The sequence below is a fragment of the Brevundimonas bullata genome (assembly GCF_003350205.1).
GTDB classification, from domain to species: Bacteria; Pseudomonadota; Alphaproteobacteria; order Caulobacterales; family Caulobacteraceae; genus Brevundimonas; species Brevundimonas bullata.
The window spans coordinates 46,300-69,958 of record NZ_QLLC01000009.1 but is presented as its reverse complement, the minus strand read 5'-3'; the positions used below and the strand labels follow the sequence as shown (position 1 = coordinate 69,958).

The following is a 23,659-nucleotide window of genomic DNA, read 5'->3' as shown; positions in this document are numbered from 1 at the left end:
ACGCTGGCACAGGCGGGGCGTCATGGGAACCGGGTCTGATCTGGATCAAGGCTCTCTTTCAGGCCGGGGCGCATGAAGTGCGCATCGCACACTGTTCACAAAGGCCGCCCGTCATGGTTGAAGCCCTGATGATCCAAGACACCCCTACCCTTATGGTCGAGCATCGCGAGCGCGCCCGCGTCTGGTTCGAGACCCTGCGCGATCAGATTCACGCCGGTTTCGAAGCCCTGGAGGACGCCGCCCCCGCCGACCTCTTCCCCGGCGAACCGGGCCGCTTCGTGCGCACGCCCTGGGAGCGCAAGGAGGGCGGCGGCGGCGTCATGGGCATGATGCATGGGCGTCTATTCGAGAAGGTCGGCGTCCACTGCTCGACCGTCCACGGCGCCTTCCCCGCCGACTACGCCAGGAACGTGCCCGGCGCCGAGGAAGACCCGCGCTTCTTCGCCACGGGCATCAGCCTGATCTGCCACCCGGTCAGCCCGCGCGTGCCGGCGGTGCACATGAACACCCGCCTGATCTCGACCACCAAGACCTGGTTCGGCGGCGGCGGCGACCTGACGCCGGTGCTGGACGCGGACCGTCGCGACGACCACCCCGACACCCTCGCCTTCCACGCGGCGATGAAGGCGTCTTGCGACGCCTATGACCCCGCCTGGCACGCCAAGTACAAGCAGTGGTGCGACGAGTATTTCTTCCTGCCGCACCGCAACGAACCGCGCGGCACCGGCGGCATCTTCTACGACCACCACGACAGCGGCGACTGGGAGAAGGACTTCGCCTTCACCCAGGACGTCGGCAAGGCCTTCCTCGACGTCTATTCCAGGATCGTCGCGGGCCGCATGACCGAGGCCTGGACGGCCGCGGAACGCGAAGAACAGCTGATCCGTCGCGGCCGCTACGTCGAGTTCAACCTGCTCTACGACCGCGGCACCATGTTCGGGCTGAAGACCGGCGGCAACGTCGAGTCGATCCTCAGCTCCATGCCGCCCGTGGTGAAGTGGCCCTGATCTAGGCGACCTTCGACCGCTCGCTCAGCGCCATCACGCGAGCGATCCCGTCGAACAGGGCGGCCAGGGTCAGCGGCTTGGTCAGATGGCCGTCCGCCCCCGCCGCCCGACCCGCCTCGATGTGCTCGGCCATGGCGTTGGCGGTCAGCATCAGGATCGGCGTCGGCGCCCGGCCCGACTGCGCCTCGAAGGCGCGGATCGCGGCGGTGGCGGTCAGCCCGTCCATCACCGGCATCTGCATGTCCATCAGCACCAGGTCGAAGCTCTCGCGCTTGAAGGTCTCCAGCGCCTGCGCCCCGTCCTCGACCGCGACCAGCTCCATGGCCGTCGCGCCCAGCATGATCTCGATGACCTTGCGGTTGGCCGGATGGTCGTCCGCCAGCAGCACCCGCAGCGGCTGTTCGCGCACGTCTTCGACCGGTTGAACCGCCTCGGCAGGCTCGACCGAGCCTTGAACCGGCGGTAGCGAAATCTCGAACCAGAAGCGGGAGCCCTCGCCCGGCCTGCTCTCGCATTCCAGCCAGCCGCCCATCAGCCCGACCAGTTCCCGCGAGATGGCCAGCCCCAGCCCCGTGCCGCCGAAGCGCCGCGTGATCGAGCCGTCCGCCTGCTGGAAGCGACCGAAGATGCGCGCCTTCTGTTCCTCGTCGAAGCCGACGCCGGTGTCGGTGACGGTGAAGCGCACATCGCCTTCCAAGCCCGGCTCGACGGTCAGCGTCACCTGTCCTTCGGCGGTGAACTTCAGCGCATTGCTGACCAGATTGGTCAGGACCTGACGCACGCGCACGGCGTCGCCCTCGACCAGTCGATCCAGCCCCGGATCGACATGGGCGACGACCGCCACCCCCTTGGCCTCGGCGGGGATGCGCCACAGGGCCGCCACGTCGTGCACAGCCCGCCCCAGATGGAAGGGCGCGGCCTCGATCGTGACCTGACCGGACTCGATCCGGGCGCTGTCCAGAATGTCGGACAACAGCCGTTCCAGCGTCGCCCCGGACGAGCGGATGACCTCGACCATGTCCTGTTCGTCGGGGTTCAGGTCACGCTGGGCCAGGGCGTCGGCCATGGCCACCACCCCGTTCAGCGGCGTGCGGATCTCGTGGCTCATATTGGCCAGAAACTCGCTCTTGGACCGATTGGCGTCTTCGGCGCGACGGCGCGCGCTGCGCAGTTCCGCTCCCTGCCGCCATTGCCAGATCAAGGTCAGCAGGGCCGACAGCATGAAGACCACGCCGATGCCGACGATCCAGTTCTGCCAGCGGATGACCGTGCGCTGCAGCTCGGTGTTGGCCCGCGCCGTGTCCAGTTGCTGGCGCCGCCGATCCAGCTGCTCCTGAATATCGCCCGTGACCTGACGGATGCCGGCGCTGAACCGCTGCGAGGTCTGGACGTCCCGTTCGCGCTGATAGGTTCGCAGCACCTGATAGGCCTCGGTCGACCGGCCCTGCGCGAACAGAAGCTCCGCCTCGACCAGGGCCACATGGGAATCCACCCCGCCCAGGCCGTCGAAATGGCGCAGTTGATCAAGGTCGCGCCGCGCCCCGTCCACGTCGCCGGTCCGCGCCCGCGCCACCGCCCGCAGCGGCAGGATTTCCAACCTCAGGAAGGCCGCCACGCCCAGGTCCTCGCCATAGGGGGCGAGACAACTCAGCACGTCCAGCGCCTCATCCCTGGCGTCCGCGACCTGGGCGCACAGGGCCGCGTCATAGACCATCAGGTTTTCCAGCCCGGTCCTCAGGCTCAACCGACGGTGTGCGGCGTAGTATTCCTGCGCCCGCGTCAGATCGCCGACCTGAACCGCCATCTTGGTCAGGTTGTAGAGGCTGTCGAAATCGGGGCGTGGGTAGGCCGGGTTGGCGTAGTCGATCTCGAACCGGCGGAAGGCGATGGTGGCCCCCACCACGTCGTTCAGCTTCATCAAGCCCATGCCGGTCATCTCCCACAGGCCGGAATGGGCCGTGGCGGCATAGGCGTCCTCGTCGGGGATGTCGGCCTCGGCCTGATTGAGCAGCTTCAGCCCCTCGCCGACCCGGTCCTGATCCATCAGGGTCAGGGCCGTCAGACGCGCGGCGTGGGCGCGCACGAACCAGTCGACGCCATTGACGACCATCCGATTCATTTCGACATCGACGTTCAGGTCGCCCTGATCATAGCGGGCGCTGAGGTCGTTCAGATGCGCGACCTGGATGAAGCGCTGATCGCGTTGCGCCCGCGCTCTTTCTTCCAGACGGCGGTTCCAGAAGGCGGCGCGCTCGAACTCGCCCTGGTTCTGAACGATCCATACGACGTGATAAATCCGGTTCAGCCCCTCGCGGTCGCGGCGCCTGTAGGCCGCCTCGCCAAAGGCTTCCAGCTGGGCGAAACTCGTCCGCGAGGCGCGCGTCTCCACGGCCCGCAGCAGATCCGCAGGCGGACCCTCGTTTGGCGTCGGGGCCTGGACCTGGGCCTGGGCCAGACCCGGCGACAGCAGAATGGCGATCGCGAGGACCGCGGCTTTGATGGGCGACATATCACTTCCGAACTGACGCCCCAGAATGGCACGCCAGAAGTTAGCGTTCAGCGAACGCCCCGCCCCTCTTGTCAGATGCCGCTGCCGTCCGCCTCGACCGGCGGCGGGGTCAGCAGCAGATAGGCCCGGATCCAGGCCGTCAGCACCGCCCGATCATTGGCGCCTTCCAGGCTCAGCAAGGCCTCATCCGCCAGATCATGCGGGATGCGGTCGCCGCGCCGCCCCTCGATCAGGGCGGCGGCATAGGCCGGCTGGAACTCCGGGTGGCACTGGAAGCTGACGGCGTCCTCGCCCCAGGCCAGACCGGCGTAGGGGGTGAAGGGGCTGGAGGCGATCACCCGTGTATCGGGCGCGACGGCGACCACCTGATCCTGATGCGACACCGGAATGGCGATGGAGGGCGCGCGCGGGTGCATCCACGGCTCATGGCTGAGCACGTCATAGCGATGCAGACCGACGCCCCAGCCCTTGTGCGACTTCTCGACCTTGCCGCCAAAGGCATGGGCGATCACCTGATGCCCGAAGCAGATGCCCAGCAGCCGCGTCTTGCCCCGCGCCGCCCGCAACCACTCCACCAGAGGCGAGATCCACGGCAGATCGTCATAGACCCCCGCCGCCGAGCCGGTGACGATGGCCCCGGTATAGATCGACGGGTCCTCCGGCAGATGCCCCGACTGCACGTCAAAGCGCACGGTGGGCACGTTCTCGCCCATCAAGGCGCGGAACCGTGCGGGATAGTCGTCGAAGGCGTCCCGCAGATGCTCGGGCGGGTGGCCGGTTTCCAGAATGGCGATACGGGTCATTTCGGCGTTTTCCAGCGGGGAGAAGGAAGCGTCTGCCTCTGGATTGGGGTAGAAGTCGGACGATTGCAACGAGGCCGCCCTTCATGTCCGCCGACGCGACCGCCGACACCCCTGTCGTCCTGATCAATATCTTCAAGTGCGACGCGCGCCGTCAGGACGAGTTGATCGAGCATCTGACGACCCTGGCCCAGGTCCAGCGCGCCCTGCCCGGCTTCGTCTCGGCCACCCTGCATCGCGGTCTGAACGGGCGGGTCGTGGCCAATCACGCCGTCTGGGCCAGCGCGACGGACTGGAAGGTCATGACGCGCCACCCCGAAGTCGTGGCGGCCATGGGACCGATCCTGGCCATCGCCACCTTCGAGCCCCACCTCTACGAGCCTGGCGAGGTTGTCGAGGCCTGACCGGCTCGCCTATCAGACCCCGCCAATCCCCATGTTTCATTGGGATCGACGGCTTCTAGGGGCGTTTTGCGCGACCACGTCTCGGGTCGTGCCAGGATGAAGGGGTTCTTTGACATCGTCGCAGCCCGCCGTCCGCCTCGATCCTTCCCGCTCACGCGGTGAAGGGGGCGCCCCACCTGCCGTCATCCTCGGGCTTGACCCGAGGATCGGGCTATCCGTCTGCGCGACGTCGGCAAGGTCGAGCGCGCCAGACTTCCATCCTCGGGTCAAGCCCGAGAATGGCGGCGGACAACGCAGGCGCTCCGAAGCCCCCGCCTCGCGCCTCCCCCACGCCCGCCTCGCCATTGCACCAATTGCACTGTTTTTTTTCAGATCGCAGTGCAATCCACGGCCTCAGCCCGCGCGCCAGACCTCGGCCCGCGCGCCAGCCTCGCCCAGGGTCGCGGCCACCCAGCCGCAGATTTCGGCGGCCGCCGCCTCTGCGCCCGAGGGCGGATTGACCACCGTCATGGTGCAGCCGTTCATCTTCATCGGATTGTTCAGCGGGCGCAGGCGCGCCTCGGCCACCAGCACCCGCCCGACCTTGGCTTCTTCCAGCCGCCGGATAAAACCGTCGAAGGTCTCCATGTCCTTCAGCGGGGTCCAGATCGCCACCGTCGCCGTGCGGTCGTGGCGCAGGATGGCGGCGGCGGTCTCGGCCGAGCGCACATAGTCGTCGGGCCGCTCGAACGGCGGATCGATCAGGACCAGAGGCCCCTTGGTCGCCTTCGCCGCCTTCAGCGCCTCGACATAGCCGTCGCCTTCACGCCCCTCGGCGGCAGGCCAGTCGGCCAGGGCCTCGGCCAGCATGGCCTGGACCGGCGGGTTGAACTCGAAGCCCAGATAGCGGTCGCCATCGTTCAAGGCCCGCGCGATCAGCAACGGCGAGCCGGGATAGAAGCGCGCGCCGCCGTCCGGGTTCAGAGCCGCCACCTCGGCCGCCAGGGCCTCGATCAGCGGCGGCCGGTCCTCGGCGGTCATCAGGCGCGCCACGCCCGCCTCGGCTTCCTTCGACCGCGCCCCGTCGCCCGACAGGTCGTAGAGGCCAGCCCCCGCATGGGTGTCGATGACCGTGACCGGCCCCAGAGCCTCGGTCCGGGCCTGCCGCTCCTTGAGCAGCCACAGCACCAGGGCGTGCTTGACGAGGTCGGCGAAGTTTCCAGCGTGAAAGCTGTGACGATAGTTCATGCCGCTCCGTCCTCCGCCCGGCGCTCGCGGTCAAGAGGAACCCGGTAGGCTCACGGTCCGTTGGTCGTCGCATCTTCAGGATCACAAGCCATGCCCGACGGCGCCGCCCGCCTTCCGACCGCCCCGGACATCCCTGAGGGACTCAGCTGGTGCAATGACGACAGCCTGGGCCTCACCCGTCGCCGCTCGGGCAAGGGGTTTTCCTATCGCGACCGCGACGGACAGCCCATTCGTGACGCCAGGACGCTGGACCGCATCCGCGCCCTGGCCATCCCGCCCGCCTGGACCGAGGTCTGGATCTGCCCGCGCGCCAACGGCCATATCCAGGCGACGGGCCGCGACCTCAAGGGACGCAAGCAATACCGCTATCACCCCGACTGGACCCGCCACGCCGCCAACGCCAAGTTCGACCGCCTGGCCGCCTTCGCCCGCAAGCTGCCGAAACTGCGCGAGCGGGTGGAACAGGATCTGGCACGACGCGGGCCGTGCCGGGACAAGGTGCTGGCCACCGCCGTCCGCCTGCTGGAGATCACCCTGATCCGCGTCGGCAACGCCGAATACGCCCGCCAGAACCGCAGCTTCGGCCTGACCACCCTGCACAAGCGTCATCTGGAGGTGGACGGCGCCGCCCTGACCTTTGAGTTCCGCGGCAAGAGCGGCAAGGACCACCGGATCAGCGTCCGCGACCAGCGCCTGGCCCGCACCCTGCGCACACTGGAGGGCCTGCCCGGCCAGCATCTGTTCAAGTATCGCGACGGCGACGGCGACCTGCATGCCGTCACCTCGGACGACGTGAACGCCTATATTCGCGACGCCCTGGGCGAGCAGTTCTCAGCCAAGGACTTCCGCACCTGGGCCGGAACGGCAGCCGCCGCCCGCGCCCTGCGCGACATGGAGCCGCCGACCTCCCCCACCGACGCCCGGCGCAAAGTCACCCTCTGCGTCAAGGCGGTGTCCGGCCTGCTCGGCAACACCCCCACGGTCTGCCGCGCCGCCTACGTCCACCCGCGCGTGCTGGACCTGTTCGAAAACGGCGGCCTTGCCGAAGCCCTGCCCGGCGCGGAGGCCAAAGGCTTCGAGCCCCGCCTGATCCGGCTGCTGTCGCCCCAATGAAATGACGACCGCGCCCAGGTTCGGGGCAGGCCGGACACGAAAAAGCCCCCTGCCTTGCGGTCAGAGGGCCTTGGGTTCGCTTCAGGCGCGGATCAGTCGGCCCAGTTCAAGACGACCTTGCCCGACTGGCCCGAGCGCATGGCCTCGAAGCCCGCCTCGAAGTCCTGATAGGGCATCTGATGGGTGATCAGCGGCGTCAGGTCCAGACCGGCCTTCAGCAGGCCCAGCATCTTGCGCCAGGTGGTGAACATCTCGCGCCCATAGACGCCCTTGATGGTCAGGGCCTTCAGGATGATCGCGCCCCAGTCCGTCTCCATCGGCTTGGACGGAATGCCCAGCATGGCCATGCCGCCGCCCATGATCAGGGTGTCGACGCACTGCTTGAAGGCGATGGGCGAGCCCGACATCTCCAGCGCCACGTCGAAGCCGACCTTCAGGCCCAGCTCGTGCATGACGTCACGCAGGTCTTCCTTGGTGGTGTTGACCGTGCGCACGCCCGGCGCAACCTTTTGCGCAAGTTCCAGACGGAAGTCGTTGATATCGGTCAGGACCACGGTGCGAGCCCCCGCGTGGCGCGCGACCGCAGCGGCCATCATGCCGATGGGACCCGCGCCCGTGACCAGCACGTCCTCGCCCAACAGGTCGAACTGCTGCGCCGTGTGCACGGCGTTGCCGAAGGGGTCCAGGATCGAGCCGATCTCATAGGGGACGTCATCGGGCAGTTCGATGACGTTGAAGGCCGGGGCCACCACGAACTCGGCGAAGGCGCCCTGACGGTTCACGCCGATGCCGCGCGTGTCGGGGTCCAGGTGGAAGTGACCGGCGCGGGCGGCTTCGGAGTTCAGGTCGATGACGTGACCCTCGGCCGAGACGCGCTGGCCGATCTTCAGTCGGCGATCCACGTCCTTGCCGATGGCGACGATCTCGCCGGCGAACTCGTGGCCGGTGATCATCGGGACGGGCACGTTCTTCTGGGACCACTCGTCCCAGTTCCAGATGTGGATGTCGGTGCCGCAGACGGCGGTGCGGTGGACGCGGATCAGCACGTCCTCGTCGCCCGCCACGGGAATCGGGGCGTCGATCAGCTCAAGGCCGACGTCGGGCTTGGTCTTGGCCAGAGCCTTCATCATGTCCGCCATCAAATCACTCCCAGTTCTTTACCAGCCGTCGTGAACGCCGCCACGGCGGCGTCGATCTGTTCAAAGGTGTGGGCGGCCGACATCTGGGTGCGGATGCGGGCCTGGCCGCGCGGCACCACCGGGAAGCTGAAGCCGATGACGTAGACGCCCAGTTCCAGCATCCGCGCCGCCATATCCTGCGCCAGCTTGGCGTCGCCCAGCATGACGGGGATGATGGGGTGCTCGCCCGGTTGCAGGGTGAAGCCCGCCTCGGTCATGGCCGAGCGGAACCGCGCGGCGTTGGCGAACAGCTGGGCGCGCAGGGCGTCGCCCTCCTCGCCCGCGGCGATGCGAATGGCTTCTAGCGACGAACCGCAGACGGCGGGCGCCAGGGCGTTGGAGAAGAGATAGGGCCGCGCCCGCTGCTTCAGCAGGGCCACGACATTGGCCTTGGCGCAGATGAAGCCGCCCATGGCGCCGCCCAGAGCCTTGCCGAAGGTGCCGGTGACGAAGTCCACCTCGACGCCGTGATGAGCATATGAGCCGCGCCCCTTGTCGCCCAGGAAGCCGGTGGCGTGGCAGTCGTCGACCATGATCAGGGCGCCGTACTGGTCAGCCAGGGTCCGGATCTCCTTCAGCCTGGCGATATAGCCGTCCATCGAGAAGGCGCCGTCGGTGGCGATGATGATCTCGCGCGCGCCGTCGGCCCGGGCCTGCTTCAGTTGGGCTTCCAGATCGGCCATGTCCGAGGTGGCGAAGCGATAGCGCTTGGCCTTGCACAGGCGCACGCCGTCGATGATCGAGGCGTGGTTCAGGCTGTCCGAGACGATGGCGTCCTCGGCCCCGAACAGGGGCTCGAAGATGCCGCCGTTGGCGTCAAAGGCGGCGGCGAACAGGATGGTGTCTTCAAAGCCGAGGTAGTCGGCGATGGCGCGTTCCAGCTCCTTGTGGATTTCCAGCGTGCCGCAGATGAAGCGGACCGAGGCCGTGCCCGCGCCCCACGTCTCCATCGCCTTGATGCCCGCCTGGGTCACGCGCTCGTCGCCGGCGAGGCCGAGATAGTTGTTGGCGCAGAAGTTCAGGACCTCGCGGCCGTTGACCGAAATCACCGGCCCCTGACGCGAGGCGATGACGCGCTCGGGCTTGGTCAGGCCCTGGGCGTCGATGTCGGCCAGTTCGGCGGAGATGCGGTCGTAGAAGACCGTATTGGTGCTCTGGGTCATGATTTCTCCGCTACGCTGAATTCAGGCAGGTTTGAACCCCTGATTTCAGGCCGCAGGGGCAGGTCTGGCCGAAGCCTCGCTTACCGGACGAAATGGGCTGACGCGAATTTGCCTCCCGCACGCGGTCAGGGCCAGCGGGAGCGTGACCAAGGCCGTATCGCCGGGGGTCGTCAGGCGCAGGGTCTTGGCCTCGGGACAGGCCTTTTCGCCCTCGGCTTCATGCGGCACGACGTTCCAGGCCAGATCGAAATAGGCCTTGGACCGGGGCTTCAGCGCGACCGGCGTCGACGTCATTCCCTGCGTGAAGTAACTCCCCGGCTCCTGCACCGCCTTGACCGCCGTCAGGACACGGTCGCCCGCATCGGCCAGCGTCACGGTCGGATAGCCGGTCAGGCTGCAGGTCTGCGTCCCGACATTCTGCAAGGCCAGGGTGGTGAGGCGATTGCCCATGCCCGCGTCGCCGCCCTCGACCGACAGCCTTAGATTGGTCCCGATGCACGGCGCCTCGGGCGACGGAGCCAGCGCCGGGACCGGGCGACTGCAACGCTCGATGATGGTCCCGCCTGTCGTATCATTCGGCGACAGTCGGCTGAGGGTTCCGCTTTCCTGCCCGTCGCGGCTGGCGGTCCACCATTCCAGCCCCTGCCCGGCGTAGCGCGCCCCGCTGGCCGAGACGGCGCTGGCCAGGACATAGTCACGACCGTCATAGGACACCCGAGCCGTCTCCGTGTCCGGGTAGGTCACAGTGACCACCTTGCCGCTCTCGCAGGCATAGCCGACGGCGGCGGCGAGCGGGGCGACCGGCGCCTCGACCGGAGCGGTCGTCGGCGGCGCCTCCTGCGAACAGGCGGCTGCGGTCAGGCCGAGACAGGTTATCAGCGCAACGGCGGTACGGGTCATGGTCGGCCTCTCTGAGGGTGTCCCGTCCGAACGCCGCTCTTCGTCAAAGGCTCCGCTTGTCAGGAAATGCAGCGAGGCGGTTGCGTAGTGATACACTATAACATATCAAGTTCGCGACATTGTAACGGGGATGCGTGCCTTGCGACTTCAAACCTTTCTGCTGACCGCCGCCGGGGCCGCCGCCCTCTCCTGCAACGCCTTTGCGGCTGACGACGTCATCCAGACCGCGCATCAGGACGAGCCGACCGAGATCGCCGATGTGGTGGTCCGCGCCCTGCCCCTGGGCCGTGCCGGCGACGACGTAGGCTCGCACGTCGCCCTGCTGAGCGGCGACGAACTGGTCCACCGCCGCCAGTCGACCCTGGGCGACACCCTCAGCAGCATTCCCGGCGTCAACTCCGACACCTTCGGCGGCGGCGCCAGCCGTCCGGTGGTGCGCGGCCAGGCCGCCCCGCGCGTCAAGGTGCTGAGCGAAGGCGCCGGTCTGATGGACGCCTCGGAAGTCTCGCCCGACCACGCGATCAGCGGCGAGCCGCTGCTGCTGGAAGGCATCGAAATCCTGCGCGGTCCCTCGGCCCTGCTCTATGGCGGCGGCGCCATTGGCGGCGCGGTCAACCTGCTGGACAAGAAGATCCCCACCCGCATCCCCGCCAACAACGGCGAGGGCGTGGTCGAATACCGTCGCGGCTCGGTCGACAACGAAGAGGCTGGCGTGGTCGGCCTGACGGTCGGCGCAGGCAACTTCGCCGTTCGCGTCGAAGCCGCCGCGCGCAAGGCCGACGACTACAAGGTCCCGGACTGGGACGAACCGCGTCTGGACGGCTCCTACAACGATACCTCGACCGCGACGCTGGGCGCCTCATACATCGGTTCGCGCGGCTATCTGGGCGCGGCCTATACCGAACAGACCAGCCGTTACGGCCTGGCGGGCCACACTCACGAATACGAGGGCTGCCACCCGCACGGCGACCATCTGCATTGCGGCGGTCACGATGATCACGACCATGACGGCCACGATCATGAGGAAGGCGAAGAGCACGATCACGACCACGGCGTGCCCGAGGTCCGGCTGAAGAGCCGCCGCGTCGATCTGCGCGGTGAACTGCGCGATCCCCTGCCCGGCATCGAGAACCTGCGTCTGCGCGCCGGCTACACCGACTACCAGCATCAGGAACTGGAAGAAGGCGTCGTCTCGACCACCTTCACCAACGAGGGCTATGACGGCCGCATCGAGGCCCAGCATCGCGAGATCGCCGGCTTCAAGGGCGTGGTCGGCCTGCAACTGAGCAAGAGCGACTTCGCCGCCGTCGGCGAGGAAAGCTTCCTGGCCCCCAGCACGACCAAGAACACCGGCCTGTTCGTGATGGAGGAATATGAACTGGGCGACTGGCACCTGGAAGGCGCCCTGCGTCAGGAATGGCAGGAGGCCTCGGCCATCGGCCTGGCCGACACCGAGCACAAGCCCTTCTCGATCTCGGGCTCGGCGGTCTGGCACTTCATGCCCGGCTGGTCCGGCGCCGTGTCGCTGTCGCGCTCGCAACGCGCCCCCTCGGCGCAGGAACTCTATGCCGACGGCGTCCACCTCGCGACCAACACCTATGAGATCGGCGACAGCGGCCTGGACGTCGAAACCGCCAACGCCCTGGAACTGACGCTGCGCAAGACGGCGGGGTCCACCACGGCCTCGGTCAGCGCCTATCACTACGTCTATGACGACTACATCTTCGCCCGCACCCTGGATCAGTTCGAGGACTTCCGCCTGATCCAATACAGCCAGGCCGACGCGACCTTCACCGGGCTGGAAGGCGAGGTGCGCCAGCAGCTGACCCCCTGGCTGTCGGCCACGGTCTTCGGCGACTATGTGCGCGGCGAGCTGAAGGGCGACGGCGGCAACCTGCCCCGCATCCCGGCGGCGCGCCTGGGCGTCCGGGCCGAGGCCTTCGCCGGGCCATGGTCGGGCGACGTCGAATATAGCCGCACCTTCAAGCAGAACGACATCGCCGCCTTCGAGAGCGAGACGCCGGGCTACAACATGGTCAACGCCACCGTGGCCTATGACGTGGAACTGGCCGGGGTGAAGTCTCAGATCTTCCTGCGCGGGACCAACCTGCTGGACGAACTGGCGCTGAACCACGCCTCCTTCCTGGCCGAAACCGCCCCGCAGCGGGGCCGCAACCTGGTCTTGGGTGTTCGCGCCCGCTTCTGATTTCATCGGAGCCGAAAAAAGAAGGGGCGGCGTGCGACGGACGCCGCCCCTTTCTGCGTTAGATCACTGTCGGGCCTGCTGTGACATTTCCGCGTCATTACAGGCTGTTAATCTGACGGAGATCGTCCCGCCACTATTCGGCGCACATCGGTCTTCAAGCAGGTCGACGCCCCAAGCTTCCGGTCTAGCCAGGACTCTTCATGTCACCCGTCGTTCTGCTTCTCGCTCTCGCCTCGCTCGATCCCAATGCGGAGACGACGCCCGCGGTCGCGCCGCAGACCCAGACGCCCGCCGTCCCTGCGGCTGAAGAGCAGGAGGCCTATGACCTGGGCGAGATCCAGGCTGTGTCGAGCCGACGCCGGGGCGCGGCCCTGGGCGACTATGAGCCCGAGCTGGTGCTGGATGAAGAACAGCTGAAGGCTTACGGCGCCAGCAGCATCCAGGAGTTGATGACCCTGCTGGAGCCGGTGACGCGCAGCTCGCGCGGCGGCGCGCCGGTCTTCCTGGTCAACGGACGGCGCATCTCGGGCTTCCAGGAAATCCGCGGCATCCCGCCCGAGGCCATCGAACGCACCGAGATCCTGCCCGAGGAAACCGCCCTCTCCTATGGCTACAGCGCCGATCAGCGCGTGGTGAACTTCGTGCTGAAAGCGAACTTCCGCTCGCTGACGATGCAGGCCAGCGTCCGCCGCCCGGATGCAGGCGGCCGCACCGTCAGCGATCTGGAAAGCAATATCCTGCGCATCGCCGGCAAGCAGCGCACGACGCTGGATCTGGAATACGAGAACGACACGCCCCTGTTCGAGACCGAACGCAATATCCAGCGGGAAGACGGCGACCCGACCGCCTACCGCACCCTGCTGGCCAAGCAGGAACAGGCCTCGGTCGCCGGTTCGCTGGTGCGCGACCTGAACGACACCACCGCCCTGACGCTGAGCGCCAGTCTGGAGGACACCTCGCGGCTGTCCTATCAGGGCCTCCCGAGCGTCCAGTTGGCCGTGCCGCCGTCGACGGTGACGGAAATGCTCTACCTGAACGCCCCCGACGCCCTGTCGCGCACCACCGACACCCTGGCGGGCAAGGTCGGGGCCCTGGTGGACGGCTATCTGGGCGACTGGCGCTGGACGCTGACCGGCGGCTATGACCGCACCGAAACCAAGACCCGCACCGGGCGCGGACTGGATCAGGACACGCTGCAAGCCGGGGTGACGGCGGGCGTGATCGATCCGTTCGGCGACGCCGACAAGGCGCCGCGCCTGCCCTTCGACACCGCCCGATCCGTGTCCAGCAGCGGCAATCTTGAAGGCGTCATCAACGGCACCGCCTGGGAGGGCCCTGCGGGCGCCCTGACCTCGACCTTCAAGGTCGGCTTCGACACCCAGACCCTGGATTCCGAAAGCCTGCGTTATGATGCAGACCTGAAGACCAGCGTCTTCTCGGAGCGCTCGCTGTCGCGCGACCGGACCAGCGCATCGGGCAACTTCAACCTGCCCATCGCCAGCCGCGACCGAGAGGTTCTGGGCGTGCTGGGCGATCTGTCGGCCAACCTGAACCTGGCCTATCAGGACCTGTCCGACTTCGGCGGGCTGAGCGCCTATACGGTCGGCCTGAATTGGTCGCCGTGGACCCCGCTCAACTTCAACGTCAGTTGGGCCGACGAACAGAGCCCGCCGTCGATATCGCAGTTGAACGACCCGACCATCTCGACGCCGAACGTGCCGGTCTATGACTTCCGCACCGGCCAATCGGTCAACATCACCCGCATCGAAGGCGGCAACGCCGGCCTGTCCGAAGAGACCAAGCGCGTGCTGAAGCTGGGCTTCAACCTGACGCCGCTGAAGGACAAGGACCTGCGGCTGACGGCCAACTACACCCGGACCGAGGTCGAAGGCTCCATCGCCGCCTTCCCGACCATCACACCGGAACTGGAAGCGGCCCTGCCCGAGCGCTTCACCCGCGACACGGACGGCAATCTGCTGTCCATCGACGCCCGCCCGCTGAACTTCCAGAAGGCCGAGCAGCAGGAAATCCGCTGGAGCCTGAACTTCTCGACCCCCTTCGGCAAGCCCGACCCGGCGGCGGCCGGACGCATGGGCCGCGGCCCCGGCGGACCCGGCGGTGGTCCGGGCGCGGGCGGTCCTTCCCCCGGCGGCGGCGGCATGCGAATGGGCGGCGGCGGACGCGGCGGGCGTGGGGCCGCGATGCAGCCCGGCCAGGGCCGGTTCAACGTCTCACTCTATCACACCTATCGCATTCAGGATGAAATCACGATCCGCGACGGCCTGCCGGTGCTGGACCTGCTGGACGGCGCCGCCATCGGCGCGCGCGGCGGCCAGTCGCGCAACGAGGTCCAGTTCCAGGCCGGCCTGTTCAAGAGCGGCATGGGCGGCTTCCTGAACGCCAACTGGAAAGAGTCGACGCGGATCAGCGGCGGCTCGTCGCCGACTGACGACCTGACCTTCTCGGACCTGACCACGGTGAACCTGAACCTGTTCGCCGACCTGTCGTCGCGTCAGACCTGGGTGGCGAAATACCCGTGGCTGAAGGGTGCCCGCGTCAGCATCGGCATCGAAAACCTGTTCGACCAAAGGCTGGATGTGCGCGACGGGCTGGGCGAAACGCCCCTGTCCTATCAGCCCGACTATCTGGACCCCCTGGGCCGGACCTTCCGGATCAGTCTGCGCAAGATTCTGTTCTGATCCTCCCTGCCGTCATTCCGGGGCGCGAAGCGAACCCGGAACCCAGACGCAAGGGTCTTCTCCGCCCATGCCATTGAAGCCGCCGCCCGGGCCCCGGATTGTCCCTTCGGGCCATCCGGGGTGACGGCAAAGGGCCGGATCGCAGCCAAGAAAAAAGGCCCGGTCATCGACCGGGCCTTTTGACTTCAGTGCGCCTCTTTCGGCGTTTCCATCAGCTCGATCAGGACCCCGCCCATCTCCTTGGGATGCAGGAAGACGACCGGCGTGCCGTGGGCGCCGATGCGCGGTTCGCCCGTGCCCAGGATGGTCACGCCCTTGGCGCGCACCTGAGCAATGGCGTCGTGGATGTCGGCCACCTCGAAGCAGACGTGGTGCTGGCCGCCCTTGGGGTTCTTGGCCAGGAAGCCGGTGATGGGGCTGGTCTCGTCATAGGGCTCGATCAGTTCGATCTGGGCCGTGGGGGTGTCGATGAAGCAGACCTTCACCCCCTGGGCCGGCAGGTCGAACGGCTCGCCGATCTTGGTCGCGCCCAGGATGTCACGATACAGCTTGATCGAGTCCGCGATCGACGGCGTGGCGACGCCGACGTGGTTCAGGGCGCCGATCATCACTTCGTCTCCGCAGGGGCCGGCTGGGCATAGCCCAGACGCTGGTTCAGCTTTTCGATCAGGTCTGCCGCCGTCTCGGCGATGACCGAGCCGGGCGGATAGACGGCGGCGGCGCCCATATCCAACAGGGGCTGCACGTCCGACGGCGGGATGACGCCGCCGACCACGATCATGATGTCCTCACGACCCAGCTTGGCCAGTTCGGCGCGCAGTTCGGGAACCAGCGTCAGGTGCCCCGCCGCCAGCGAAGAGGCGCCGACCGCGTGGACGTTCTTCTCGACCGCGTCCCTGGCGGCCTCGGCAGGCGTCTGGAACAGAGACCCGGCGGTAACGTCGAAACCGATGTCGCCGTATCCGGTGGCGACGACCTTCTGGCCCCGGTCGTGGCCGTCCTGACCCAGCTTGGCGATCAGGATGCGCGGCGGGCCGCCGTCGTTTTCGACGAAGGTCGCGACCATGTCGCGGGCGCGGGCGACCTTGGGATCATTGCCCGCCTCCTTGCCATAGACGCCCGAGACGGTCTTCACCGTGGCGACGTGACGCCCAAAGGCGGCCTCCAGAGCGTCAGAAATCTCGCCCACCGTGGCCTTGGCGCGGGCGGCCTGAACCGCCAGTTCCAGCAGGTTGGCGTTTCCGCGCGCGCCAGCCGTCAGAGCTTCCAGAGCCGCATCGGTCGCGGCCTGATCACGCTCGGCGCGCAGGCGCTTCAGCTTCTCGATCTGGGCGGTCAGAACGGCGGCGTTGTCGACCTTCAGCATCGGAATGTCGTCGGGCGTATCGTTCAGATAGCGGTTCACGCCGACCACGGTCTGCTTGCCGGTGTCGATGCGGGCCTGGGTCTTGGCCGCCGCCTCTTCGATGCGCAGCTTGGGGATGCCGGCCTCAATGGCCTTGGCCATGCCGCCCGCCGCCTCGACCTCGGCCATCAGGGCGCGGGCGCGCTCAGCCAGATCGTGGGTCAGGCGCTCGACGTAGAAGCTGCCGCCCCAGGGGTCGATGGTGCGGGTCAGGCCCGTCTCCATCTGCAGCAGGATCTGGGTGTTGCGCGCGATCCGGGCCGAGAAGTCGGTCGGCAGGGCAAGCGCTTCGTCCAGGGCGTTGGTGTGCAGGCTCTGGGTCTGACCGCCCGCCGCCGCCATGGCCTCGACCATGGTGCGGGGCACGTTGTTGAACACGTCCTGGGCCGCCAGGCTCCATCCCGAGGTCTGGCAGTGGGTCCGCAGCGACAGCGAGCGCTGATCCTTGGGCGAGAACGTCTCGGCGACCTTTTCGGCCCACAACAGGCGGCCGGCCCGCATCTTGGCCACCTCCATGAAGTAGTTCATGCCAATGGCCCAGAAGAAGCTGAGGCGCGGCGCGAACCTATCCACGTCCATGCCCGCGTCCACGCCCGCCTTGATGTATTCCAGACCGTCCGACAGCGTGTAGGCCAGCTCGATCTCGGCCGAGGCCCCGGCCTCCTGCATGTGATAGCCGCTGATGGAGATCGAGTTGAACTTCGGCGTCTCCTGCGCGGTCCAGGCGAAGATGTCCGAGATGATCCGCATCGAGGGCGCCGGCGGATAGATGTAGGTGTTGCGGACCATGAACTCCTTCAGAATGTCATTCTGAATGGTTCCGGTCAGGGCCGCGTGCGGCACGCCCTGTTCTTCTGCGGCGACGACATAGAGAGCCAGGATCGGCAGGACGGCGCCATTCATGGTCATGGACACCGACATCTGATCCAGCGGGATGCCGTCGAACAGGGTCCGCATATCCAGAATGCTGTCGATGGCCACGCCGGCCATGCCGACGTCGCCCTTTACCCTGGGATGGTCGCTGTCATAGCCCCGGTGCGTAGCCAGATCGAAGGCGATGGACAGACCCTTCTGACCCGCCGCCAGGTTGCGGCGATAGAAGGCGTTGGATTCCTCGGCGGTCGAGAAGCCCGCGTACTGGCGGATCGTCCACGGATTGCCCGCGTACATGGTCGGATAGGGGCCGCGCATATAGGGGGCAAAGCCCGGCAGGCCGTGGATGGCGTCCAGACCGTCCAGCGCCTCGGGACCATAGGCCGTCTGGACCGTCAGCCCCTCGGGCGTCAGCCAGGGATCGCGCGTGGGTCCGACGCCGGTCGTGGTCAGGTCGAGTTCGACCTTGGTGAAGTCGGGGAAGGTGCTCACTGGGCGGCCTCCTCGGACGCGATCTCAAACGGCGCGGCGAAGCGCACCGGGGTCAGGGCGCCGTGGCGCACCGGGACGAAGGCGGGATCGGCGGCCTCGACAGGGGCCGGGCGCGGATCGGGGTCGACGTATTTGGTGACGCCGACCATTTGGCGGGCGCCGTCCTTCAGCGCGGCCTCCAGCTGGCCGCGCGCGCGTTCGACGCGCGGCTGGATCAGGTGGTGCTTCAGGGCGTCGACCACGCCGCCTTCGGCTTCGATCGACTGGAACTCCTTCCAGCCCGCCTCGGCCAGATCGCGGGTGCGGCTGTCCAGGAACCAGGAGCCGGCGGCGGGATCATCCACCCGGCCCAGATTGGCCTCTTCCATCAGCACCAGCTGGGTGTTGCGGGCCTGACGCCGGGCGAAGGCGTCGGGGCGGCCCTCGGCGCGGGTGAAGGCGTCCAGCACCACCACGTCGGCGCCGCCGACGGCGCCGGCAAACCCGGCGGCGGTCAGACGCAGCAGGTTGGGCCAGGGATCGCGCGCCGACAGCATCCGCCGCGACGAACGGGCCTCGATGATGGCGGGGGTCTCATGGCCAAAGGCCTTGGAGACACTGGCCCAGATCAGACGCATCGCCCGGACCTTGGCCAGGGCGTCGAAATATTCAGCGTCGACCGAGACGCCCAGCACCACGCCCTTCAGCGCCTGTTCGGTGGTCAGGCCGGCCAGGACGGCGGCCTTGACGTAGGCGACGGCGCTGGCGGCGGCGAAGGCCAGTTCCTGCCCCGCCGAACCGCCGGCCTCATGCACCACACGGCCTGAGGCGAGGAAGAGCCTGGCCTCAGGATAGGTCCCGGCCAGACGCGCGGCGGCCTCAGCGGCCTCGGTCACGGCGGCGTCGATCTCGCCTTTCCCAGATTCGGGCCCGACTTCGGCAAAGGCCGAGATGGGGTCCAGGTGGAACTGCAGCTGGGCGCGGGGCGAACCCTTGGCCACGGCCGCCAGAGCCTCGGCGGCCTTCACCCCGTCAAAGCCTGCGTCCAGCGCCACCGGCGCCAGTTCCAGAGCCACGCCCTCGAGGGCGGCGGCCAGCGCCGTCTCGTCCGTCGTGAACGCGCCCTTCAGCACCACCGAGGCGGCGCCGTTTTCAAGGTCGGTCAGGACGGCGGCGTTGACCGCCGCCGCCTCGTCGCCCTCGACCAGTGTGCGCAGGTCCCACGCCCGCCCCTCGGCGTCCGTCGTGCGCGGCGCACGAAGCGCCTGCACCCCGGTCGCGTCGGCATAGAGCGGCCGGATGATCAGGCCGTCGGCGTCGAGGTGCAGCAGGCTTTCGATCGCCCGCCCCTTCAGCGCCTTCTCGGCCTGTTCCCGCCACTCCAGCGGGCTCGGCGTGGGAAAGGTCGTCATCTACGCAAACTCCACCAGCACATCGTCGGCGGCGACCGGATCGCCCGCCTTGGCGCCGACCGCCTTCACCACGCCGTCGTGCTCGGCCTTGAGGATGTTCTGCATCTTCATGGCTTCGATGATGGCGACGGTCTCGCCCGACTTGACCTCCTGACCCACGGTCACGGGGATGTCGACGACCAGACCCGGCATGGGCGACAGCACCAGTTTCGACGTGTCGGCGGCGACCTTTTCCGGCAGGCGCTGATACATGGCGGCGGTGCTGGGCGTCAGGACGCGGACGCGGGCCTTGGCCGCCCGGTGACGAATGTCGAAGCCGTCGGGCGCGCGCTTGACCTCGGCGGTGAAGGGTTCGTCGTCCAGCACGGCGCGGAACTGGGCCATGCCCGGACGCCAGTCGATTTCCGACAGGGTCAGGTCGCGATCATCCAGCGAAATGACCAGATCCTCGGCCTCATCGTACGACAACGACACCTCGTGACCCTCACGCCCGATCAGGACGGTCCAGTCGGTGCGTTCCGAGGGATCGCCCGCCTGCTCGGCCAGGACCTCGTTCATCGCCGCCGCCACGGTGATGAAGATGTCCTTTTGCTCTTCGCTGGGTTCCAGACCGCGGAAGCCGTCGGGGAACTCGTCCTTGATGTAGCTGGTCGACAGCTGCCCGGACTTGAAGCGCTCCTGATCCATCACCGCTGACAGGAAGGGCACGTTGTGGCCGACGCCCGACAGGTGGGTGTCCTCCAGCGCGCGGGCCATGCCGGTGACGGCGGCGTCGCGCGTCTCGCCCCAGGAACATAGCTTGGCGATCATGGGATCGTAGAACATGCTGATCTCGTCGCCCTCGCGGACGCCGGAATCATTGCGGACGGTGTAGTCCCCCTGATCGCCTTCCTCGGGCTGCTCATAGCGCACCAGACGGCCGATCGACGGCAGGAAGCCGCGATAGGGGTCCTCGGCGTAGATGCGGCTCTCGATGGCCCAGCCGTTGATCGACAGGTCTTCCTGCTTGAAGCCCATGGTCTCGCCCGCTGCCGAACGGATCATCTGCTCGACCAGATCGACGCCGGTGATCAGCTCCGTGACCGGATGCTCGACCTGCAGACGGGTGTTCATTTCCAGGAAGTAGAAGCTGCGGTCCTGCCCCGCCACGAACTCGACCGTACCAGCCGAGTCGTAGTTCACGGCGCGCGCCAGGGCGATGGCCTGATCGCCCATGGCCTTGCGCGTCGCGTCGTCCAGCAGGGGCGACGGCGCCTCTTCGATGACCTTCTGGTTGCGGCGCTGGATCGAGCACTCGCGGTCGAACAGCGAGACGATGTTGCCGTGCTTGTCGCCCAGCACCTGAATCTCGATGTGGCGCGGATTGACGATGAATTTCTCAAGGAAGACCCGGTCGTCGCCAAACGCGGTCAGGGCCTCGGCCTTCACGGCCGCAAAGCCCTCGGCCATGTCGGCGTCGGAATGGGCGACGCGGATGCCCTTGCCACCGCCGCCGGCGCTGGCCTTGATCATGACCGGATAGCCGATCTCATTGGCGATCTTCACCGCCTCTTCGGTCGATTCAATCAGGCCCATGTGGCCCGGCACGGTCGAGACGCCCGCTTCAGCCGCGAACTTCTTGGACGTGATCTTGTCGCCCATGGCCTCGATGGCGTGCGGATTCGGGCCGATGAAGGTGATGCCCTCGGCCTCCAGACGACGCGCGAACACCGGGTTTTCCGACAGGAAGCCAAAGCCGGGGTGGACCGCCTCGGCGCCCGACTGGCGCACCGCGTCCACGATCTTGTCCTGGATCAGATAGGACTGGGCGGCGGGCGACGGCCCGATGTGGATGGTCTCGTCGGCCATCTCGCAGGCCAGCGAACCGGCGTCCGCGTCCGAGTAAACGAGCACCGTCTTGATGCCCATCTTGCGGCAGGTCTTGATGATGCGAACCGCGATCTCGCCCCGGTTGGCGATGAGAATTTTGGAGAACATGGTCAGATCCTGAAGGCGTTTGCTTTCGTCATCCTAGGCCCTGTGCCTAGGATCCAGATACGCGAGGCCGACTGTTCATTCACGTCGGCGGATCTGGACCCTCGCCACAAGGGCGAGGGTGACGGTGAAAGGGGGTATGGGGAATGGTCAATCGAGACGGTCTGATCGGCGTCTACATGATGGCGAACCGGATGCACGGGGCGATCTACATCGGCGTGAGCAGCGACCTGATCCTGCGAACCGATCAGCATCGGCGGGGCGTCGTCGAAGGCTTCACCCGACGATACGGGTTGAAGCGCCTGGTCTGGTACGAAGCCCACGAAAGCATCGTGGATGCGATCCAGCGGGAGAAGTCGCTGAAACGCTATCCCCGCGACTGGAAGACCAATCTGATCGAGCGGATGAATCCCGACTGGTCCGACTTGTATCCGGCGCTGGTGACGGGCGGAGCCGAGTCGGCGCCGAACGTTGAGGCCTATCGCGACTGGACGCCCGCCGAACAGGCCGCACCTGACTTGCGACCGCTGCCGAAGAACTGGCGAACGGACGAAGACTGAGCGTCCACTTCCTTCCGTCATCCTAGGCCTTGTGCCTAGGATCCAGACACGCGACGTCGCCGCAGAAACGCCACCGATGGAGTCTCTGGATCCTCGGGACAAGCCCGAGGATGACGCTGAGTGTGTGCGGAAAGCAGCCACGATCAACCTACAACGGGATGTTGTCGTGCTTCTTCCAGGGATTTTCCTGGGTCTTGTTCTTCAGCGTGCGCAGGGCCTTGATCAGGCGACGGCGTGTGCCGTGGGGCATGATGACGTCGTCGATGTAGCCCAGGCCCGCCGCCACGAAGGGGTTGGCGAAGCGTGCCTTGTACTCGGCCTCGCGCGCCGCCAGGGCCTCGGGATCGCCGGCTTCCTTGCGGAAGATGATCTCGACCGCGCCCTTGGCGCCCATGACGGCGATCTCGGCGGTGGGCCAGGCGTAGTTGACGTCGCCGCGCAGGTGCTTGGAGCTCATGACGTCATAGGCGCCGCCATAGGCCTTGCGCGTGATGACCGTCAGCTTGGGCACGGTGGCCTCGGCATAGGCGAACAGCAGCTTGGCGCCGTGCTTGATCAGGGCGCCGTACTCCTGCTTGGTCCCCGGCATGAAGCCCGGCACGTCCACCAGCGTCACCAGCGGAATGTGGAAGGCGTCGCAGAAGCGGACGAAGCGCGCTGCCTTGCGGCTGGAATCGATATCCAGCACGCCCGCCAGAACCTGAGGCTGGTTGGCGACGATGCCGACGCTCTGGCCGTCCAGACGACCGAAGCCGCAGATGATGTTCCGGGCGAAGTCGGCGCCGATCTCGAAGAAGTCGGCCTCGTCGACCATCTTCAGGATCAGCTCCTTCATGTCGTAGGGCTGGTTCGGATTGGTCGGGATCAGGGTGTCGAGCGACGCCTCGTCGCGATCCGGCTCGTCGTAGCTGTCGCGCACCGGCGGCTTTTCGCGGTTCGACAGGGGCAGGAAGCCGATCAGGCGGCGAACCTCGGACAGGGCCTCCAGATCATTCTCGAAGGCGCCGTCGGCGACCCCCGACTTGCCGGCGTGAACGCGGGCGCCGCCCAGGTCCTCGTGGCTGACCACCTCGTTGGTGACGGTCTTCACCACGTCCGGGCCGGTCACGTACATGTAGGACGTGTCCTTCACCATGAAGATGAAGTCGGTGATGGCGGGCGAATAGACGTCGCCGCCCGCGCACGGACCCATGATGACCGAGATCTGCGGAATGACGCCGGAAGCCAGCGTGTTCTGCAGGAAGATGTCGGCGTAACCGGCCAGGCTTTCCACGCCCTCCTGAATCCGCGCGCCGCCCGCATCGAACAGGCCGATGATCGGCGCGCCCGCCGTCAGGGCCATCTTCTGGATCTTGACGATCTTGGCCGCATGGGCGCCCGACAGCGAGCCGCCGAAGACGGTGAAGTCCTTGGAGAAGACATAGACCAGACGCCCGCCGATGGTGCCGCGCCCGGTGACGACGCCGTCGCCGGGGATGCGCTGCTGATCCATGCCGAAGTCGTGGCTGCGATGCTCCACGAACATGTCGGTCTCTTCGAAGCTGCCTTCGTCCAACAGGACTTCGATCCGTTCGCGCGCGGTCAGCTTGCCCTTGGCGTGCTGGGAGGCGATGCGCTTTTCACCGCCGCCCAGTTTGGCGGCGGCGCGACGGCGTTCAAGCTCCTCGAGGATGGCCTGGCTCATGGTTTGGGCTGCTCCCTGTAATCTTTGGTGATCACTGAGACGCTTCGTTGCAAAAAGGCAATCGCAACTTTGCA

17 protein-coding genes are annotated in these 23,659 nt (G+C 67.1%); 6 read left to right on the top strand and 11 right to left on the bottom strand.

Annotated features, from left to right (window positions below; translation table 11 throughout):
* Nucleotides 1-152 precede the first annotated feature (152 nt).
* Nucleotides 153-1,007 (top strand): oxygen-dependent coproporphyrinogen oxidase, encoded by an 855-nt coding sequence (hemF, locus tag DXK21_RS06165; protein ID WP_114816938.1) that lies wholly within the window; start codon nt 153-155, stop codon nt 1,005-1,007.
* A gap of 1 nt (nt 1,008) precedes the next feature.
* Here the strand turns inward: hemF and DXK21_RS06160 are convergent, their stop codons facing one another.
* Together DXK21_RS06160 and DXK21_RS06155 are read right to left on the bottom strand one after the other, a co-directional pair.
* Nucleotides 1,009-3,516, bottom strand: a complete 2,508-nt coding sequence (locus DXK21_RS06160) for a hybrid sensor histidine kinase/response regulator (RefSeq protein WP_114816901.1) — start codon at nt 3,514-3,516, stop codon at nt 1,009-1,011.
* 71 nt (nt 3,517-3,587) lie between these two features.
* Entirely contained in the window at nt 3,588-4,319 is a 732-nt protein-coding gene (locus DXK21_RS06155; RefSeq protein ID WP_114816937.1) for a type 1 glutamine amidotransferase, read from the bottom strand.
* An 83-nt stretch (nt 4,320-4,402) separates the two neighbouring features.
* Here DXK21_RS06155 and DXK21_RS06150 point away from each other — a divergent pair, with 83 nt between their 5' ends.
* Nucleotides 4,403-4,720, top strand: coding sequence for an antibiotic biosynthesis monooxygenase family protein (locus DXK21_RS06150; protein WP_114816900.1), 318 nt, complete (start codon nt 4,403-4,405; stop codon nt 4,718-4,720).
* 393 nt (nt 4,721-5,113) lie between these two features.
* On the opposite strand, the gene rlmJ is transcribed toward DXK21_RS06150, so the two are convergent.
* Nucleotides 5,114-5,947 (bottom strand): 23S rRNA (adenine(2030)-N(6))-methyltransferase RlmJ, encoded by an 834-nt coding sequence (gene rlmJ / locus DXK21_RS06145; protein WP_114816899.1) that lies wholly within the window; start codon nt 5,945-5,947, stop codon nt 5,114-5,116.
* Between the two features lie 90 nt (nt 5,948-6,037).
* Between rlmJ and DXK21_RS06140 the strand changes: the two genes are divergently transcribed.
* Nucleotides 6,038-7,060, top strand: coding sequence for a DNA topoisomerase IB (locus tag DXK21_RS06140; protein WP_114816898.1), 1,023 nt, complete (start codon nt 6,038-6,040; stop codon nt 7,058-7,060).
* Nucleotides 7,061-7,152: 92 nt separating this feature from the next.
* Here DXK21_RS06140 and tdh read toward each other — a convergent pair whose 3' ends face one another.
* From tdh to DXK21_RS06125, 3 genes are read right to left on the bottom strand one after another with little or no spacing between them, the layout of a single operon-like run.
* Complete coding sequence (gene tdh / locus DXK21_RS06135; RefSeq protein ID WP_114816897.1) at nt 7,153-8,199, bottom strand: L-threonine 3-dehydrogenase; 1,047 nt, start codon at nt 8,197-8,199, stop codon at nt 7,153-7,155.
* Nucleotides 8,199-9,401 carry a glycine C-acetyltransferase gene (locus tag DXK21_RS06130; protein WP_114816896.1) on the bottom strand — a complete coding sequence of 401 codons (1,203 nt, stop codon included), beginning with the start codon at nt 9,399-9,401 and terminating at the stop codon, nt 8,199-8,201. Before DXK21_RS06130 ends, tdh begins: the two co-directional genes overlap by 1 nt.
* Nucleotides 9,402-9,446: 45 nt before the next feature.
* The gene (locus tag DXK21_RS06125; RefSeq protein ID WP_114816895.1) at nt 9,447-10,301 is read right to left on the bottom strand and encodes a DUF4232 domain-containing protein; all 855 of its coding nucleotides are present in this window, start codon (nt 10,299-10,301) and stop codon (nt 9,447-9,449) included.
* Between the two features lie 130 nt (nt 10,302-10,431).
* Here DXK21_RS06125 and DXK21_RS06120 point away from each other — a divergent pair, with 130 nt between their 5' ends.
* Both DXK21_RS06120 and DXK21_RS06115 read left to right on the top strand, forming a co-directional pair.
* Nucleotides 10,432-12,507 (top strand): TonB-dependent receptor domain-containing protein, encoded by a 2,076-nt coding sequence (locus tag DXK21_RS06120; RefSeq protein WP_114816894.1) that lies wholly within the window; start codon nt 10,432-10,434, stop codon nt 12,505-12,507.
* A 200-nt stretch (nt 12,508-12,707) separates the two neighbouring features.
* Nucleotides 12,708-15,206, top strand: a complete 2,499-nt coding sequence (locus tag DXK21_RS06115; RefSeq protein WP_114816893.1) for a TonB-dependent receptor — start codon at nt 12,708-12,710, stop codon at nt 15,204-15,206.
* 185 nt (nt 15,207-15,391) lie between these two features.
* On the opposite strand, the gene mce is transcribed toward DXK21_RS06115, so the two are convergent.
* Genes mce through DXK21_RS06095 form a run of 4 tightly spaced genes read right to left on the bottom strand, consistent with a single transcriptional unit; the run spans nt 15,392 to nt 21,344 of the window.
* On the bottom strand, nt 15,392-15,814 hold the full coding sequence (gene mce / locus DXK21_RS06110; RefSeq protein WP_211305981.1) for a methylmalonyl-CoA epimerase: 423 nt from the start codon (nt 15,812-15,814) through the stop codon (nt 15,392-15,394).
* Nucleotides 15,814-17,976, bottom strand: a complete 2,163-nt coding sequence (scpA, locus tag DXK21_RS06105) for a methylmalonyl-CoA mutase (protein WP_114816891.1) — start codon at nt 17,974-17,976, stop codon at nt 15,814-15,816. The genes mce and scpA overlap by 1 nt, the downstream gene beginning before the upstream one ends.
* Nucleotides 17,973-19,367, bottom strand: coding sequence for a methylmalonyl-CoA mutase family protein (locus tag DXK21_RS06100; RefSeq protein ID WP_114816890.1), 1,395 nt, complete (start codon nt 19,365-19,367; stop codon nt 17,973-17,975). The genes scpA and DXK21_RS06100 overlap by 4 nt, the downstream gene beginning before the upstream one ends.
* Nucleotides 19,368-21,344 carry an acetyl-CoA carboxylase biotin carboxylase subunit gene (locus DXK21_RS06095; RefSeq protein WP_114816889.1) on the bottom strand — a complete coding sequence of 659 codons (1,977 nt, stop codon included), beginning with the start codon at nt 21,342-21,344 and terminating at the stop codon, nt 19,368-19,370. It abuts the gene before it with no gap.
* A gap of 143 nt (nt 21,345-21,487) precedes the next feature.
* Between DXK21_RS06095 and DXK21_RS06090 the strand changes: the two genes are divergently transcribed.
* On the top strand, nt 21,488-21,901 hold the full coding sequence (locus DXK21_RS06090; protein ID WP_114816888.1) for a GIY-YIG nuclease family protein: 414 nt from the start codon (nt 21,488-21,490) through the stop codon (nt 21,899-21,901).
* Between the two features lie 148 nt (nt 21,902-22,049).
* Here the strand turns inward: DXK21_RS06090 and DXK21_RS06085 are convergent, their stop codons facing one another.
* Nucleotides 22,050-23,585 carry an acyl-CoA carboxylase subunit beta gene (locus tag DXK21_RS06085; protein WP_114816887.1) on the bottom strand — a complete coding sequence of 512 codons (1,536 nt, stop codon included), beginning with the start codon at nt 23,583-23,585 and terminating at the stop codon, nt 22,050-22,052.
* Between the last annotated feature and the right edge of the window lie 74 nt (nt 23,586-23,659).

Excerpts from the sequence above, each read along its gene's own strand:
- hemF (WP_114816938.1), top strand. The coding sequence starts at position 153 with ATGGTCGAGCATCGCGAGCGCGCCCGCGTCTGGTTCGAGACCCTGCGC.
- DXK21_RS06160 (WP_114816901.1), bottom strand. The coding sequence starts at position 3,516 with ATGTCGCCCATCAAAGCCGCGGTCCTCGCGATCGCCATTCTGCTGTCG.
- DXK21_RS06155 (WP_114816937.1), bottom strand. The coding sequence starts at position 4,319 with ATGACCCGTATCGCCATTCTGGAAACCGGCCACCCGCCCGAGCATCTG.
- DXK21_RS06150 (WP_114816900.1), top strand. The coding sequence starts at position 4,403 with ATGTCCGCCGACGCGACCGCCGACACCCCTGTCGTCCTGATCAATATC.
- rlmJ (WP_114816899.1), bottom strand. The coding sequence starts at position 5,947 with ATGAACTATCGTCACAGCTTTCACGCTGGAAACTTCGCCGACCTCGTC.
- DXK21_RS06140 (WP_114816898.1), top strand. The coding sequence starts at position 6,038 with ATGCCCGACGGCGCCGCCCGCCTTCCGACCGCCCCGGACATCCCTGAG.
- tdh (WP_114816897.1), bottom strand. The coding sequence starts at position 8,199 with ATGGCGGACATGATGAAGGCTCTGGCCAAGACCAAGCCCGACGTCGGC.
- DXK21_RS06130 (WP_114816896.1), bottom strand. The coding sequence starts at position 9,401 with ATGACCCAGAGCACCAATACGGTCTTCTACGACCGCATCTCCGCCGAA.
- DXK21_RS06125 (WP_114816895.1), bottom strand. The coding sequence starts at position 10,301 with ATGACCCGTACCGCCGTTGCGCTGATAACCTGTCTCGGCCTGACCGCA.
- DXK21_RS06120 (WP_114816894.1), top strand. The coding sequence starts at position 10,432 with ATGCGTGCCTTGCGACTTCAAACCTTTCTGCTGACCGCCGCCGGGGCC.
- DXK21_RS06115 (WP_114816893.1), top strand. The coding sequence starts at position 12,708 with ATGTCACCCGTCGTTCTGCTTCTCGCTCTCGCCTCGCTCGATCCCAAT.
- mce (WP_211305981.1), bottom strand. The coding sequence starts at position 15,814 with ATGATCGGCGCCCTGAACCACGTCGGCGTCGCCACGCCGTCGATCGCG.
- DXK21_RS06100 (WP_114816890.1), bottom strand. The coding sequence starts at position 19,367 with ATGACGACCTTTCCCACGCCGAGCCCGCTGGAGTGGCGGGAACAGGCC.
- DXK21_RS06095 (WP_114816889.1), bottom strand. The coding sequence starts at position 21,344 with ATGTTCTCCAAAATTCTCATCGCCAACCGGGGCGAGATCGCGGTTCGC.
- DXK21_RS06090 (WP_114816888.1), top strand. The coding sequence starts at position 21,488 with ATGGTCAATCGAGACGGTCTGATCGGCGTCTACATGATGGCGAACCGG.
- DXK21_RS06085 (WP_114816887.1), bottom strand. The coding sequence starts at position 23,585 with ATGAGCCAGGCCATCCTCGAGGAGCTTGAACGCCGTCGCGCCGCCGCC.